Annotated in this window: 13 protein-coding genes and 2 tRNA genes; 4 read left to right on the top strand and 11 right to left on the bottom strand. The window is 51.4% G+C overall.

The window, feature by feature from the left end; all coding sequences use genetic code 11:
• The first annotated feature begins 501 nt into the window (after positions 1–501).
• Genes H164_RS0111705 through H164_RS0111695 form a run of 3 tightly spaced genes read left to right on the top strand, consistent with a single transcriptional unit; the run spans position 502 to position 3,188 of the window.
• Positions 502–1,290: a DeoR/GlpR family DNA-binding transcription regulator gene (locus tag H164_RS0111705; protein WP_019968792.1), complete on the top strand. Its 789-nt coding sequence runs from the start codon at positions 502–504 to the stop codon at positions 1,288–1,290.
• Between the two features lie 26 nt (positions 1,291–1,316).
• A complete protein-coding gene (locus tag H164_RS0111700) occupies positions 1,317–2,516 on the top strand; it encodes an acyltransferase (protein ID WP_019968791.1) in 1,200 nt (399 codons plus the stop codon).
• A 3-nt stretch (positions 2,517–2,519) separates the two neighbouring features.
• Positions 2,520–3,188 (top strand): NigD1/NigD2 family lipoprotein, encoded by a 669-nt coding sequence (locus H164_RS0111695; RefSeq protein WP_019968790.1) that lies wholly within the window; start codon positions 2,520–2,522, stop codon positions 3,186–3,188.
• A gap of 44 nt (positions 3,189–3,232) precedes the next feature.
• Here H164_RS0111695 and H164_RS0111690 read toward each other — a convergent pair whose 3' ends face one another.
• Entirely contained in the window at positions 3,233–4,885 is a 1,653-nt protein-coding gene (locus tag H164_RS0111690) for a S41 family peptidase (RefSeq protein ID WP_019968789.1), read from the bottom strand.
• 161 nt (positions 4,886–5,046) lie between these two features.
• Here H164_RS0111690 and H164_RS0111685 point away from each other — a divergent pair.
• Positions 5,047–5,120 (top strand) — tRNA-Asn (locus tag H164_RS0111685).
• Between the two features lie 135 nt (positions 5,121–5,255).
• On the opposite strand, the gene H164_RS0111680 is transcribed toward H164_RS0111685, so the two are convergent.
• The 10 genes from H164_RS0111680 to H164_RS0111635 all read right to left on the bottom strand — a co-directional run bounded on the left by H164_RS0111680 (position 5,256) and on the right by H164_RS0111635 (position 14,806).
• Positions 5,256–5,328: transfer RNA gene (locus H164_RS0111680), tRNA-Pro, on the bottom strand.
• A 175-nt stretch (positions 5,329–5,503) separates the two neighbouring features.
• Positions 5,504–6,466, bottom strand: a complete 963-nt coding sequence (locus tag H164_RS0111675; protein ID WP_019968788.1) for a Rossmann-fold NAD(P)-binding domain-containing protein — start codon at positions 6,464–6,466, stop codon at positions 5,504–5,506.
• A gap of 156 nt (positions 6,467–6,622) precedes the next feature.
• Positions 6,623–7,870, bottom strand: a complete 1,248-nt coding sequence (locus H164_RS0111670) for a glutamate-5-semialdehyde dehydrogenase (RefSeq protein ID WP_025830230.1) — start codon at positions 7,868–7,870, stop codon at positions 6,623–6,625.
• Positions 7,871–7,872: 2 nt separating this feature from the next.
• Positions 7,873–8,943, bottom strand: a complete 1,071-nt coding sequence (proB, locus tag H164_RS0111665) for a glutamate 5-kinase (RefSeq protein ID WP_019968786.1) — start codon at positions 8,941–8,943, stop codon at positions 7,873–7,875.
• 10 nt (positions 8,944–8,953) lie between these two features.
• A complete protein-coding gene (locus H164_RS0111660) occupies positions 8,954–10,630 on the bottom strand; it encodes an AMP-binding protein (RefSeq protein ID WP_019968785.1) in 1,677 nt (558 codons plus the stop codon).
• A gap of 13 nt (positions 10,631–10,643) precedes the next feature.
• Positions 10,644–11,198 (bottom strand): helix-turn-helix domain-containing protein, encoded by a 555-nt coding sequence (locus H164_RS0111655; RefSeq protein WP_008564617.1) that lies wholly within the window; start codon positions 11,196–11,198, stop codon positions 10,644–10,646.
• Positions 11,199–11,654: 456 nt separating this feature from the next.
• Positions 11,655–12,431 (bottom strand): pyrroline-5-carboxylate reductase family protein, encoded by a 777-nt coding sequence (locus tag H164_RS0111650; protein ID WP_019968784.1) that lies wholly within the window; start codon positions 12,429–12,431, stop codon positions 11,655–11,657.
• A 9-nt stretch (positions 12,432–12,440) separates the two neighbouring features.
• The gene (locus tag H164_RS0111645; protein ID WP_019968783.1) at positions 12,441–13,583 is read right to left on the bottom strand and encodes an aspartate aminotransferase family protein; all 1,143 of its coding nucleotides are present in this window, start codon (positions 13,581–13,583) and stop codon (positions 12,441–12,443) included.
• Positions 13,584–14,585 carry an N-acetyl-gamma-glutamyl-phosphate reductase gene (argC, locus tag H164_RS0111640; protein ID WP_019968782.1) on the bottom strand — a complete coding sequence of 334 codons (1,002 nt, stop codon included), beginning with the start codon at positions 14,583–14,585 and terminating at the stop codon, positions 13,584–13,586. It lies immediately after the preceding gene.
• Positions 14,582–14,806 (bottom strand): PspC domain-containing protein, encoded by a 225-nt coding sequence (locus H164_RS0111635; protein ID WP_008564622.1) that lies wholly within the window; start codon positions 14,804–14,806, stop codon positions 14,582–14,584. Before H164_RS0111635 ends, argC begins: the two co-directional genes overlap by 4 nt.
• Positions 14,807–14,867 lie beyond the last annotated feature (61 nt).

Genomic DNA, 14,867 nt, shown 5'->3' with positions numbered 1-14,867 from the left:
GTGAAGGTAGGTGCATGGCGGTTTGGGCGGACGCACGGGCCGTGCGTCCCTACATTCCCCGCACACTCCATCTGTTTTTGCATGGGAAACGCTGTAGGCTTCTAGGGACGCACGACTCGTGCGTCCACTCATTTTTCTGTTGACAGTTGGCAAGTAGGCGAGTAAACAAGTTAATTGTTGCGTGGTATGTAGGGACGCACGGCTCGTACGTCCACTCATTTTTCTGTTGACAGTTGGCAAGTAGACGAGTAAACAAGTTGATTGTTGCGTGGTATGTAGGGACGCACGGCTCGTGCGTCCGTTATATCAATCATCTTGTGCGGCAGAACGGCCGAGACGGCAATGCCACGTGGACCGGCTTTGCAAGCCAAATGATGGTCCTGCGGCGGCCAAAGTTAGTTAATATATTGTTAAATCTTATGCTCGCGCGAACCAATATAGTAGAAAAAGACTATCTTTGTATAGTTTAACCGGAGATGATATTGCTAATTCAATCGGCCTATGACAAAGGAAGAACGCCATACTTATATCTTAGAACAACTCATGAAGCAAAGTTCTGTTCAGGTGTCGGAGCTGGCAGAGTTGCTCAATGTGTCGTCCGTGACCATTCGAAAAGACCTTACGGAACTCGAGAAAAACGGCAGATTGTATCGCAGTCACGGCAAGGCTATCCTCATCAATCCCTTTGCCAACAACCGTTCTGTCAACGAAAAGGAGAGCCTCAACGCTGAGGAGAAACAGCTCATCGGCATGGAAGCGGCGCAATTGGTGGTGCCTAACGACTCGATACTGCTTGCTTCGGGCACCACGATCCATGCGCTAGCACGCAATCTTCGGCCGGCCGACAAGCTCACCGTGGTCTCTGCATCGTTGCAAGCCACGGAGTTTCTGGCCGAAAACGAGAACATCGACATCATTCAGATAGGCGGAAACGTGCGCCACAGCAGCCTTTCGGTGGTGGGACAATACAGCGAAATGATTTTAAGGAGCTGCTCGTTCAGCAAGTTGTTCTTGGGTGTTGACGGCATAGACCTTGAGTTTGGCATCTCAACCACCGACATGCGCGAGGCTGAACTCAACCGGGAGATGATTCATACGGCCCAAAAGACCATCGTACTTGCCGACTCGAGCAAGTTCGGACGGCGTGGGTTTGCCCGTATCTGCGGCATGGACGATGTCGATATGATTATTACCGATGCCCATGTTTCGCCGACTATCGCCGCAGCCATTGAAGAGTTGGGTATCGAACTTGTTATTGCCGGCGACACGATGGCCTCCGCCATGCTCTAAATGCTTTAATTTCTAAATCATATATTATGAATATCCCGTCAGAATTTGATTGCATCAGGCCCTTTGAGCCCGAGGAGTTACCCGCGGTCTACGACAGATTGCTGGCCGAACCTCAATTCCAAAAGGTCTTGGCTTACCTTTATCCCGACATTTCGCTCGACGATATTGCCAAGAAGATGCATGAGTGTAAGACGAATCTTGAGTTTCAGAAGGCATTCTGTTACCCCTTCTTGCAGCAGTTGATCGTGAAGTTGAGCTTGGGATGTGACATGGATGCCTATAATATCAACATCAAAAACCGATACACTTTCGTGAGCAATCATCGCGATATCGTGCTTGATTCGGCCTTTCTCGACAAGCTTCTCATCGACGTAGGCTTTGATACGACTTGCGAAATTGCCATAGGTGACAACCTGCTTGGCGAGCCTTGGGTGAGGGATCTTGTGCGGATTAACAAGTCGTTCACTGTGGAACGTGCCCTGCACTCGGTCGAAATGCTGCGTGCCAGCAAGCGAATGTCGGAGTATATCCACTTCGCTATCAACGTGAAGCACGAGAATGTGTGGATAGCCCAGCGGCAAGGACGGGCCAAGAACTCCAACGATCTGACGCAACCTGCCATTCTCAAGATGATGGCCATGGGCGGTGAGGGGTCTGTTATCGACCGTCTTTGCCAGTTACATATCGTTCCTTTGTCCATTTCTTACGAGTTCGACCCCTGCGATTACCTGAAGGCAAGGGAGTATCAACTGCGTCGTGACGTTCCGTTTTGGAAGAAAACGGCCGAAGACGACATGGAAAGTATGCTCACAGGTATCAAGGGATTCAAGGGTCATATCCATTATGAATGCGCACCATGTATCGATGATTGGTTGCAAACCGTAGACCAAGAACAACCCAAAAACAAGCTCTTTGACACGATAGCTGCGCATATCGACACCGAGATCCACCGCAACTATCGTCTCTATCCCTGCAACTATATCGCGTTGGATATGCTCCAAGACACGCGCATGTACACCGAACATTACACCGAGAACGACCATAAACAGTTCGAAGAATACATGATGGGGCAGCTTGCCAAGATTGATATCGAGAACAAGGACGACCGTTATCTGCGGGTATGTCTGCTCAGTCAGTATGCTTATCCGGCGAAAAACTATATGGCGGCACGTGGCGAAGGCGGAAGGTTCAAGTCGTTGCTCAACTATCTTCCCTTTATGAAATGACACATGGCGCGGTATAAATGGCCTTTTACACTGCTCGTCGTTCCTTTTCTGGCGGGCAGTTGCTCCAATGACACCTATGAGAGTGGCGATGGGGACTACTCTTATCTTCGAGCCGACTTCGTTGAGGCGCATACAAAGGCGCCCAATGAAATCGATTATGCCGTCACCGACAACAGAGATTCATTGGTGTTGTCTCCCAGATACAAGGTTTCGTGGGCTTCGCAGGCTGATACGAATTATCGCGGACTGCTTTATTACAGCAAAGTAGACCATCATACGGCGATTGCTTCCCGTTTCTTTCAGGTTCCCGTGGTGGCTTGGCAGTCCAAAAGCAAGGTCAAGGCGGTTCGTACGGACCCCGTTGTGTTCGAAAGTGCATGGATCAGCCGCAATCGGCGTTATCTCAACATTGGCTTTTCGGTGAAGACTGCCAGACAAAACGATGGGAAAAAGGGACAGACCATAGCCGTGGTTGCCACTGACAGCATGGAACTTGGTGGCCATATCCGTCAACTTTGGCTCACCCTCTACCATGACCAAGGTGGCGTTCCCGAATATTATTCAAGCAAAGGATATATAAGTGTGCCCCTTCAGCGGTTGCCGAAAGGTTGTCATATCCGTCTCACGGTGCGTGATTATCGGTTGATTGTCAAGAAGGATTTCGTGAAATAGCTTGCTTTCCAGTGTAAATGTGACAACGGGAAAGCAAGTCTCAATCACTTATTCAGTATCTTTCGATACTCAGTCATGTTGCCTAACAGTTTCTTGGCCGCTTTCATTTGTTTGTCGTGCTTCAATGTATAGGCGATAGTTCCGCGTTGATAGTAGTAGACGCCCACGATATCGGCGGCTAACGCTTGTTTGATGCGGTCGCGGTTGTAGTCAAGGTCTTTGGCAACATTGTGTTTCAGTTTATTCTCAATGGCCTCGAACTCGGCTTTTGCATCATCATAATAGCCTTCGAACTTAGCCGTCTTCACGAGTTCTTTCAAGATTTTCTCGCTCACGCCGTCGTATTTGAAACCGCTGTTGAGCACATGTTGCTTGAAGGCTTCATAGTCGGCATCGCTAAGTTCGAATTCTGACGGACCGACAATCGTGGGATGCTTTGCGACATAGTCGAGAACGTATTCAAGAACGGTCTCCGTGGAGTCGATAACCGACATGAGATAGCTCTGAATATTCGAGGCTGTGTCGGGTTTCACCTCGATATCGGGCTTGATTCCGCCGCCATCGCGCACCTCACGCCCGTTTCGGGTGTGGAAAATGCGTGAGAGCGAGTCGGGAACATGCTCGGTGTAGCCGCCACGGTCGTGTTTGTAGTTGACAGCCTGAATGCAACGCCCGCTCGGGATGTAGTATTTGTGGGTTGTCAGCTTGAGTTTTCCGTTGTAAGGCAGGTCTACCGTGGTTTGAACGAGCCCTTTCCCGTAAGTGCGTGTACCCATGATGACGGCCCGATCGAGGTCTTGCAGCGCGCCGGCGGTGATTTCACTCGAGCTGGCAGTGTTGCCGTTGACCAGCACAACGATAGGAATCACGGTGTCGATGGGTTCAGAATTGGTCTTATAGTTGCGGTCGAGCCGCTTCACTTTCCCTCGGTTTGACACAATCATCAAGTCTTTCGGCACGAAAAGGTTCACGATATCAACGGCTTCGTTCTCTAATCCTCCTCCGTTATTGCGTAGGTCGATGACCAGTTTTTGCATGCCGTCTTTCTTCATTTCAACGAAAGCCCGACGGAAATCCTTGGCGGCTCCCTCCGTGAATTGGTTGAGATTGATGTAGCCGAGGCCGTTTCCAAGTAGTCCGTAATAGGGAACTGCGGGCATTTTGATGGCACCTCGTGTGATTTTGAGCTTCATGATCTTGCCCGTTGACGGCCGTTTTATTTTTATCATGAATGTTGTTCCGGCATCACCTCGCAGATGGTCGCTGACAAACTGCGTGGGTTTGCCTTCCATTGAAAGGGCATCTATCGCAAGGATCAGGTCTCCTTTACGCAGACCGGCATTGGCAGCCGGCATGTTTTCGTAGGGTTCGTCGATAAACGTGTTCTTGTATTTCGGACTATAGCGTATCAATGCCCCTACACCTGCGTATTTTCCTGTCATCAGCAGCTTGAGATCCTTGCCTTTGGCCTGCGGATAATACTCCGTGTAAGGGTCAAGTGACTCCAGCATAGCATCAACAGCGTTGCCAATCACAGTGTCGGCAGGTAGCCGATCCACGTAAAGCAGGTCGAGATTCTTGTAGATGGCATTGAATACTTCAAGGTTTTTGGCCACCGTGAAGTTATGGTCTGTGTCATTTTGCGCGGCTGCCGGCAAGGTCAACAGTGCTATAATGAATACTATTAGCTTTCTCATAATAGCTACAAAAGTAATATATAAAGATGTAAAATCATTACGATGACAGGCAAATTAGCTAAAATTAGCGATACAATGATTTTTTTAGTCGAAAAGTTTGGCCATTAAAAAAGATTATCTTACCTTTGCAACCGCAAATCGGTATTGATTTTGCAATTCATGCTTCAATAGCTCAGTTGGTTAGAGCACCTGACTGTTAATCAGGGGGTCGTTGGTTCAAGCCCATCTTGAAGCGCATAGAGCGGAAGTCCTTTGTAATGGGCTTCCGCTCTTCTTTTGTTTTGATGTCGGAATGGGTAGCGTGGCAAAGCAAAAAAACTTATTTTCAACAAAAAAGGGGTTGACAATCAACCCCTTTTGCTTGCTTTTGTCGGGATGAGGCGACTCGAACGCCCGACCCCTACGTCCCGAACGTAGTGCGCTACCAACTGCGCTACATCCCGATTTAGCTTTTATTGTGGGTGCAAAGGTACATAAAAATCTGTAATCACACAATGTTATCCTAAATATTTTCATACGAAAATGAGAAAACATGATGGGTAAGAGACCGTTCGGAAGCCGGGTTTGCCTCGCTTTACGTACCTTTGGAAAGCCTGAAGGTATGGCGGTCAATGGTTTTCACAGCCCCTCTAATATCCGCTTGATAACCACCTCGGCACTGATTTCCCGGTTGGCTGCCTCTGGAATGACAAGACTTTGCGGGCTTTCGATAACGTCATCGGTCACGATAAGACCGCGACGAACGGGCAGACAATGCATGAAATAGGCGTTGTTCGTCCAACTCATGTGTTCTTGGTCTATCGTCCATGCAGGGTCGTTACATAGGATTTTGCCGTAATCGGCAGGCCGTGTGACACCCGGACAGCTCCAGTTCTTGGCGTAGATGAAGTCGGCTCCTTCGAAGGCCTTACGCTGATCGTATTCTACTTTTATGTTTCCTGCGAACTTAGGGTCAAGTTCGTAGCCCTTAGGATGGGTAATAACGAAGTCTACATCGGCTGCGTTCATCCACTCGGCAAAGCTGTTTGGGACCGCTTGCGGCAATGCTCGGCAATGCGGTGCCCATGTTAATACCACCTTGGGACGTTCGCTTTTCTTGTGTTCTTCAATGGTTATAAGGTCGGCAAAAGCCTGAAGTGGGTGCACGGTTGCCGTTTCCATGGCGAAAACGGGGCGGCCGCTGTATGCTACAAATTGGTTGACAATGGTCTCGGCATAGTCAAATTCGCGCTCGACAAGGCCTGCAAAGCTGCGAATTCCGATGAGATCGCAGTAACTGGCCATCACCGGAATGGCTTCTAACAGGTGTTCACTCTTGTCACCATCCATGATTACGCCGCGTTCTGTCTCAAGTTTCCATGCACCGGCGTTCACATCGAGCACAATGACGTTCATTCCAAGATTCATTGCAGCCTTCTGGGTGGACAGACGCGTGCGGAGACTGTTGTTGAAGAATATCATCAACAGCGTTTTGTTCTTACCTAACGGTTGAAAACCGAAGCGATTGTTCTTTACTTCGCGGGCTTCGGCCAAAGCTTGCGTGAGATTACCTAAGTCAGATACGTTGAAGAATGTGTTCATAAGGTGAATATTGAGTTGTTTTAATGAGGAATTATTTTAATGGGAAATGGCGAATGTGGAGTTGTTTTTATGATGTGGAGGGTTGAACCTTCGGACTTGACATGATTCATTTATCATTTTATATGATGATAACTTCTCATTCAATACTCCACATCCCTAACTCCTCACCTGTCCCCGTCCTTCTATCAGCCATTTATAGGTGGTGATTTCCTCTAAAGCCATTGGTCCGCGGGCACCAAGTTTCTGCGTACTGATACCGATCTCAGCACCAAGACCGAACTGTCCGCCGTCGGTAAAACTCGTAGGGGCGTTCACATAGACACAAGCTGCATCGACCATCGTCTGAAACTGATGTTGCTTTTCAATGTCTTCGGTCACAATACTCTCACTATGTCCGCTACCATAGGTCGATATATGGTCAAGTGCTTCGTCTATACTGCCGACCGTTTTGATGCCCATTTGCATGCTGAGCCATTCGGTATGCCAAATATCCGCGGTCACCAAGACGAGTAATTGGGCGGGATAATGGCCTTCGAGGACATGATAGGCTTCGCTGTCAGCATGGAGTTTTACACCTTTCTCTGCCAATTGACTGCATAGTTGAGGCAAGTCTTGTAGGCGGTTGCGGTGGACAAGCAGAGTGTCGAGAGCATTGCAGACACTACACCGACGGCATTTGGCGTTTGTGATGATGTCACGGCCCATTGTCAAGTCGCCAGCTTCATCGAAATAGCAATGTACAACGCCTGCTCCGGTCTCTATGACGGGCACTTTAGCCGTGTTTCGAACGAAGTCTATCAGGCGTTTACTGCCGCGTGGAATACACAGGTCCACGAAGCCGACGGCAGTAAGAAGCTCTTCCGTGGCTTCATGGCTTGCAGGAAGGAGTTCAACGACGCTGGGATTGATGTTGTGTGCTTTCAAAACATCGTGTATCAAGGCTACTCCAGCCCGGTTACTTTCGTCAGCATCCTTCCCACCTTTTAATATACAAGCGTTTCCACTCTTGAAACAAAGGGAGAAAACATCAAAGGTAACGTTGGGACGCGCTTCATATATCATGCCGATGACACCGAAAGGCGTGCTGACACGGCGCAGGTGAAGTCCGTTATCGAGCGTTTTTTCCTTCAACGTCCGGCCAAGTGGTGAAGGAAGTTGGCTGACATGGCGCATGTCATTGGCTATGTCGTGAAGGCGTTGTGGCGTGAGTTGCAGTCGATCGTACATGGGGTTGGCTTTGTCCATGCAGGATAAATCAATGGTATTGGCAGCCAAAAGGCAGTCAATGTGGCTCTCTATGGCATCGGCAAGAGCCTGCAACACTTCGTTTCGGCGGTCATCGGTGAGGAAGGCCAATGATTTACTTGCTGCTTTTACGCGTTTGAAAGTTTCAGAGAGCATCATAGTCATTCCATATAAAGGTAGTCGTAGTGGATAAGGGGCTTCATGTCGTGCGCCCCGATGTGTTGTTTGGCCTTGGAAGAAGCGTAACTGCTCCTACCCACGGCAATCAGCTTGTTGTCGTTTCCCACCACGTTGATGATGTCATTTTCCTCGAATTCGCCTTCGATGGCTGTCACGCCGACAAGCAACAGACTGACGGCTTTCGGGCCTTTCAAGGCTTCTTCTGCCTTTTGGTTGATATGAACAACACCTTTGGCAAAGCTTTCGCTGTGGGCAATCCACTTCTTTACCCGTGAAGTCGGGGTGCTGTTGGGGCGGAATTCCGTGTGGATTGTTTCCTGCGGACGCTGGGCGAGGTCAATCAAAATATTGTCGGTTGTACCATTGGCAATGATAACCTTGATACCTTCTTCTGCGACTTTGCGGGCGATTCCAGCCTTCGTTATCATTCCGCCGCGCCCGAAGCCACTCTTGGTGTCTTGTATGTATTCGCTAAGGTCGCTGTCGCAGTTGACAAATGGAATAACGCGTGTGGTGGAAACCTTGGGGTCTCCGTCGAATATCCCGTCGACATTGCTGAGGATAATCAGCGTGTCGGCGTCCATCATTGAGGCGAGTAGCCCCGAAAGTTCATCGTTATCGGTGAACATCAACTCTGTGATGCTGACCGTATCATTCTCATTGACGATGGGAATCACATCGTTCTTGAGCATCACAGTCATGCAGGCGCGTTGGTTCAAGTATTCACCACGGGTGGAGAAACTCTCCTTCATGGTGAGCACTTGACCAATGCGCAAACCGTATTCCTGAAAGAGATTATGGTAGTAGCCAATGAGTTTCACTTGTCCGATAGCCGAGAATAACTGCCGACGGCCCACGGTGTCGAGCTTGCACTCTGGTTTCAGTTCGCCTCTTCCGCAGGCCATGGCACCTGACGAGACAAGGATAACCTCATAGTCGTTTCGCTTGAGCCATGCCACTTGGTCAACGATGGCCGATAGTCTCGTGACGTCGAGCTTACCGTCTTCACGGGTCAGCACATTGCTGCCCACTTTCACCACAATCCTTTTCATAAGTTTATGGCTATTTACGGTTGTCTTTCTCCCTGATTTCCACACGGCGTATCTTGCCGGAGATGGTCTTTGGTAGTTCTTCCACGAACTCTATGACGCGTGGATATTTGTAAGGGGCCGTCTCATGCTTGACATGGTTCTGCAATTCCTTCACGAGTTCGTCGCCTGCCTTGTCCTTGTATTCCGCAGCCAAGACCACTGTAGCCTTGACAATCATTCCGCGGATAGGGTCGGGAACACCAGTGATGGCGCATTCCACCACGGCTGGGTGGGTCATCAAGGCATTCTCGACTTCGAACGGACCGATGCGGTAGCCCGAACTCTTGATAACGTCGTCCGTACGGCCCACGAACCAGAAGTAACCGTCCTCGTCGCGCCACGCCGTGTCGCCTGTGTGGTAGACGCCATCGTGCCATGCTTCCTTGGTTCTTTCCTCATCGCGATAGTAGCCTTTGAACAGTCCGAGGGGTTTCTCATCGCCGATGCGAATACAAATCTCTCCTTTCTCTCCGTCTTCACACTCTTTGCCGTCGGGACGGAGCAGATGTACGTCGTATTGCGGGTTGGGCTTGCCCATCGAACCGGGTTTCGGCTTCACCCAAGGGAACGTTCCCAGCGTCATGGTGGTCTCCGTTTGTCCGAAGCCCTCGTAGATGGTAACGCCCGTGAGCTTCTTGAACGTCTCTGCCACCGATGGGTTCATGGCTTCTCCCGCCGTCGTGCACCATTCAAGGCTACTCAGATCGTATTTGGAGATGTCCTCGCGAATCATGAAGCGATAGATGGTTGGGGGTGCACAGAAGGAGGTGACGCGGTATTTCTCCATCTGCCGCATGATTTTCTCGGCCGTGAACTTCTCATGGTCGTAGACAAATACCGTTGCACCGGCAAACCACTGCCCGTAGAGTTTCCCCCATACGGCCTTGCCCCAACCCGTGTCGGCCACGGTCAGGTGCAGGCTCTTCTCGTGCAGGTTGTGCCAATAGACACCCGTGGTCAAGTGTCCCAAGGCATAAAGGAAGTCGTGGGCCACCATCTTCGGCTCGCCACTCGTGCCACTGGTGAAATACATCATCATGGTGTCTTCATTGGTGTTCACGTTCTCTGGGCGTACGAAGGCAGGAGCCTCTGCCCATTCTTTGCGCCAGTCGTGGAAACCTTCGGGGACAGGCTTGCCGCATTCGGAAAGCGAGTTGACCGCAACCAACACTTTCACCGTGCGACTCTCGGGCATGGCTGCAGCTATCTGGTGAGTTATATATTCGTCGTTGGCGCAGATAATCGCCTTCACGCTGGCGCTCCGGTTGCGATAGACAATGTCGTGGGCCGTCAGCATGTGGGTGGCAGGAATGGCAATGGCTCCGACCTTACACAATGCCATGACCGACAGCCACCATTGATAGTGACGTTTCAAGATTAGCATCACCTTGTCGCCGTGCTTGATGCCGAGGCTCATGAAGTAGGCCGCCGTCCGGTCGGTCTGTTCCTTGAACTCCTTATAGGTAGTGCGGATTTCGTCGCCCTTTTCGTCGGTCCACAATAGGGCGAGGTTGTCGGGGCGTTCCGTGGCCCACACGTCCATTACGTCGTAAGCGAAGTTGAAGTTCTCGGGTATCTTGAAGTGTAGATGCTTTGCATAATCTTCCTCCGAAGCAAAGCTCGTCTGCGTTAAAAATCGCTCTAACATAGGCTTCTCCTTTTTAGTTTACTACGCATAAGAATTTAGCTGACTTCCCTTCCAAGGCGTGCATGCAATGAGGGATAGTCGCATCGAAGTAGACACAGTCGCCTTTCCGCAACACGAGCACCTTGCCGTCGATGGTCAGCTCCAACACACCCTCGAGGATATAGTCCACTTCCTGTCCGTCGTGCGTGTTCTTGCTGTGTCGCTTCCCCTCGGGCAACGGGTCGACGACCACGAGGAACGGGTCCATCTTGCGCCCGCGGAAGCCTCCGGCCAGCGTCTGATACTGGTAGCTGTCGCCACGGTCTATCTCGGGAGCCTGACCGTCGCGGGTCAGGTAATAGCTGCTCATGCGCGGCTCTTCGCCGAAGAGCAGCACGTCGAGCGATATGCCGTAACGTTTTGATATCTTCGATAGGCGGTAGACCGAAGGGTCGGCCTCGCCCGATTCAATCTTGAGATAGTGCTCCAGACTGATGTTGCAGAGCTCGGCGACTTCTTCTGCCGGAATGTCGAGTACGTCGCGGAGCCCGCGCAGTCGCTCGCCGATTTGTTTGATAGAATCTTCCATATTGCTTATGATTTAATTGTTTTCATGCCGCCAAAGTTACGAAATCTTTTCCGATTACGCTGTATTCGATACGATTTAATTAGAGAGACTCCCCCGCGCCTCACAAAGGAAAGGGGACCGAATAGCCTTTCCAAAGGGTATACCGTACCTCTGTTCAAAGGTGTATCGTACCGACTTTCATCGGTGTACCGTACCGACCTCCATCGGTGTATCGTACCGACCTTCGTAGGTGTACCGTACCCATGGTCAAGGGTATACCGTACCTTTCTCCGAAGGTGTTAAACACCCACGACTGTGAGTGTTTAACACCCACGATTGCAAGTGTTTAACACCTACGACTGCGAGTGTTTAACACTCATGGTTGCGAGTGTTTAACACCTATATTTCTAAGTGTTTGCTGTTGTTGGCACGCCCCTCCTTTCGAGAGGGGTTGGGGTGGGTGTTTGGAGAGGCGCTTCACACTTTCAGTCCGCGTATCACAGCACTCGTGAAGCCGGCATGCTCCATTTCGTTGAGGCCACGGATGGTGAGCCCGCCCGGCGTCGTCACCTTGTCGATTTCGGCTTCGGGGTGGTTACCGTTGGCTTGCAGCAGTTCCACCGCCCCTTTCACGGTTTGCAGCACGATGTCTTTAGCCACGTCGGCCTTGAAACCCAGTTCTACTCCGCCCTCCGCGGCCGCACGGATATAGCGCATGGCGTAGGCGATGCCGCAACTTGCCAGCATCGTTCCGGCCCGAAGGTGTTGCTCGTCGGTGAGGTAAGTCTGGCCCACGTCGTCGAACACTTCCTTTACCTGCCTCACTTGATCGGCGTCGGCACGGCACGGCACGATGAAAGTCATGCTGTTCCCAACCGCAATGGCGATGTTGGGAATCACTTGAAAGAGCGTGGGACCGTTGCCGTCTTCCTGTTCCAGCCACGCAAAGAGCTGTTCCGAGGAGATGGAGGCCGCCATGTTGACGATGATTTGCCGAGGGCTGAGCACGGGTTTGATGTCGTTGACGACCTGTTCCACCAACCACGGCTTCACCACGATGGCCACAATGTCGGCATCGCCCACGGCGGCTTTGTTGTTGGTGGTGATGCTTGCGCCCATTTCGGCGAAGCGTTCGAGCTTCGAGGCGTGCGGATTGGCCACGGTGATGTCGGCAGATTTGAACCGGTTGCCTCTTAACAGGCCCTCTGCAAAGGCTCCGCCCATGGCTCCGGCTCCGATGATTGCTATTTTCATACCTTTATATTATAGTTCGCTTAAAGCGGTTTCCAGTCGCTTGATGAAGTCGTCTGCGTTGTCGCGCGAGAGGGTCAGCGGCGGAAGCAGGCGCAGCATGTCGGTCCCGGCACTGCCCGTGAAGCAGTATTGCTCGTGAATGAGCTTGTTGCGGAGCTCCTTGTGCGGCATGTCCAACACCACACCGACCATCAATCCGCGCCCGCGCAGTTCGCGAATGTGGCGGGTGCGCTGTTGCAGTTGGCTCAGTTCGTCCATCAAATAGTCGCCCACGAGATGCGCATTCTCCACCAAACCCTCGTTCTCGAACACGTCGAGCACGGCCAATGCCGCTGTGCAGGCCAAGTGGTTGCCGCCGAAAGTGGTTCCCAACTGACCGTAAACGGGCTTGAAGTCGGGCGAAATCAACACGCCGCCCATAGGGAATCCGTTGCCGATGCCTTTGGCCACGGTGATCATGTCGGGTCGGATGCCGAGCCATTGGTGGACGAAGAACCGGCCGCTGCGACCGTAACCGCACTGTATCTCGTCGCAGATGAGCACTGTGCCGTGCTGCTTGCAGGCCGCTTGCAGGCCTTGGGCAAACGCCGGAGTGGCCATGTCGAGCCCGCCCACACCCTGTATGCACTCCACGATACAGGCACACACGTCGCCTTTGGCCAGCTCTTTCTCCCATGCCGGCAAGTCGTTGAGCGGCAGATAGGTCACGTGTCCGTTGGCATTAATGGGTGCAATAATCTTCGGATTGTCGGTTGCTTCCACGGCCAACGACGTACGCCCGTGAAAGGCTTTCGCTGCGGAGAGCACACGTTTTCGCCCATTCGCGAACGAAGCCAGCTTCAAAGCGTTCTCGTTGGCCTCGGCCCCGCTGTTGACGAGGAACAATTGATAGTCGTCATAACCGCTGATTCGCCCCAGTCTTTCGGCCAGTTCCACTTGCAATCGGTTGACGACGGAGTTGCTGTAAAAGCCAAGTTCGCCCAGTTGTCGGGTCATTCGGTCGACATAATGCGGGTGACAGTGCCCGATACTGATGACGGCGTGTCCGCCATAGAGGTCGAGATACGCCTGACCTTTGTCGTCCCACACGTTGACTCCTTGTCCCCTCACGATGTTTATATCGAAGAGAGGGTACACATCGAATAGTTTCATCTAAAATCCCGTTGCTTTTAATTTCAATCCTTTGTCTTCCTGCATGCCGAACATAAGGTTCATGTTCTCGACGGCCTGTCCGACGGCCCCTTTCAGCAGGTTGTCTATGCACGACGTGACGAGCAGTTTGTTGCCTATCTTGTCGCAATGGACGAGACATTTGTTCGTATTGACCACCTGTTTCAAGTCTATTGCGCAGTCTACGTAGTGCGTGAAGCAGGCGTTTTTATAGAAGTCCTTGTAAGCATTGACGATTGTGTCGGCATCGACGTCTGTCTTGATGACCTCGGTGGCAAAGATGCCGCGCGTGAAATCGCCCCGATAGGGAATGAAGTCGATGGAAGCCGTCAAAGAACCCTGCACCTGCGCGAGGCTTTGCCTGATTTCAGGCACGTGTTGGTGGTTGAATGCCTTGTAGATGCTCATGTTGTTGTTACGCCAAGAGAAGTGGGTCGTCGCCCCGGGCTTCTGTCCTGCCCCCGTACTTCCTGTGATGGCATTCACGGCCACGTCTTCTTTGATGAGCTTCAGCCTTGCGGCAGGCAGCAAACCCAACTGAATACAGGTGGCAAAGCAGCCCGGATTGGCTACATGGCGTGCCTTTACGATGGCCGCTTTGTTGAGTTCCGGTAGCCCGTAAACAAAGTCGTGAGCCTCTGGAGTGGGCCGTTGTGTCGCCACGACCTTGGCAGGAAGCAGACGAAAGTCCTGTGCTAAGTCGATGATTTTCACCCGTTCCGGAATGTCATGTGCATGCATGAAAGCCTCGCTCTTGCCGTGTCCGAAGCAGAAGAACACCACGTCTACCTCGTCAAAAGGCATCTCTGACGTGAACCGAAGGGCAGTATCGCCATACAATCCCTCGTGAACATCGGCCACGAGGTTGCCGGCATTGCTCTCGCTGTTGGCAAAAACAATCTCCGTTTCGGGGTGATGGAGCAGCAGCCGAATGAGTTCTCCCCCCGTATATCCTGCCGCCCCGAGAATTCCAACCCTGATCATACGTCGTAGTTTGTGTCCCGTGGCATGCATATCCACAGGATAATGTAGGCGATGATGCCCGGAAAGCCTACGCTGCACAGTGTCAACAGCAAATAGGCAATGCGAAGCAATGCCGGGTCCCAATCCAAATAATCGGCTATACCGCCCAATATTCCGGCCAGCCATCTGTCAGATGACGAGCGCACCAGTCTTTTTCCGTTTCCCATAATCCTTTGTTTCATTCACAATTATTCATTTATCATGCATCGTTTTAGCTGCACTTTTTTATTTATATGACTCGTT

Origin of the sequence: Segatella maculosa DSM 19339 = JCM 15638 (assembly GCF_000382385.1) — a bacterium.
Taxonomy (GTDB): domain Bacteria; phylum Bacteroidota; class Bacteroidia; order Bacteroidales; family Bacteroidaceae; genus Prevotella; species Prevotella maculosa.
Note: the sequence above shows the minus strand (reverse complement) of the source record. Positions and strands in the feature narration are given on the sequence as shown.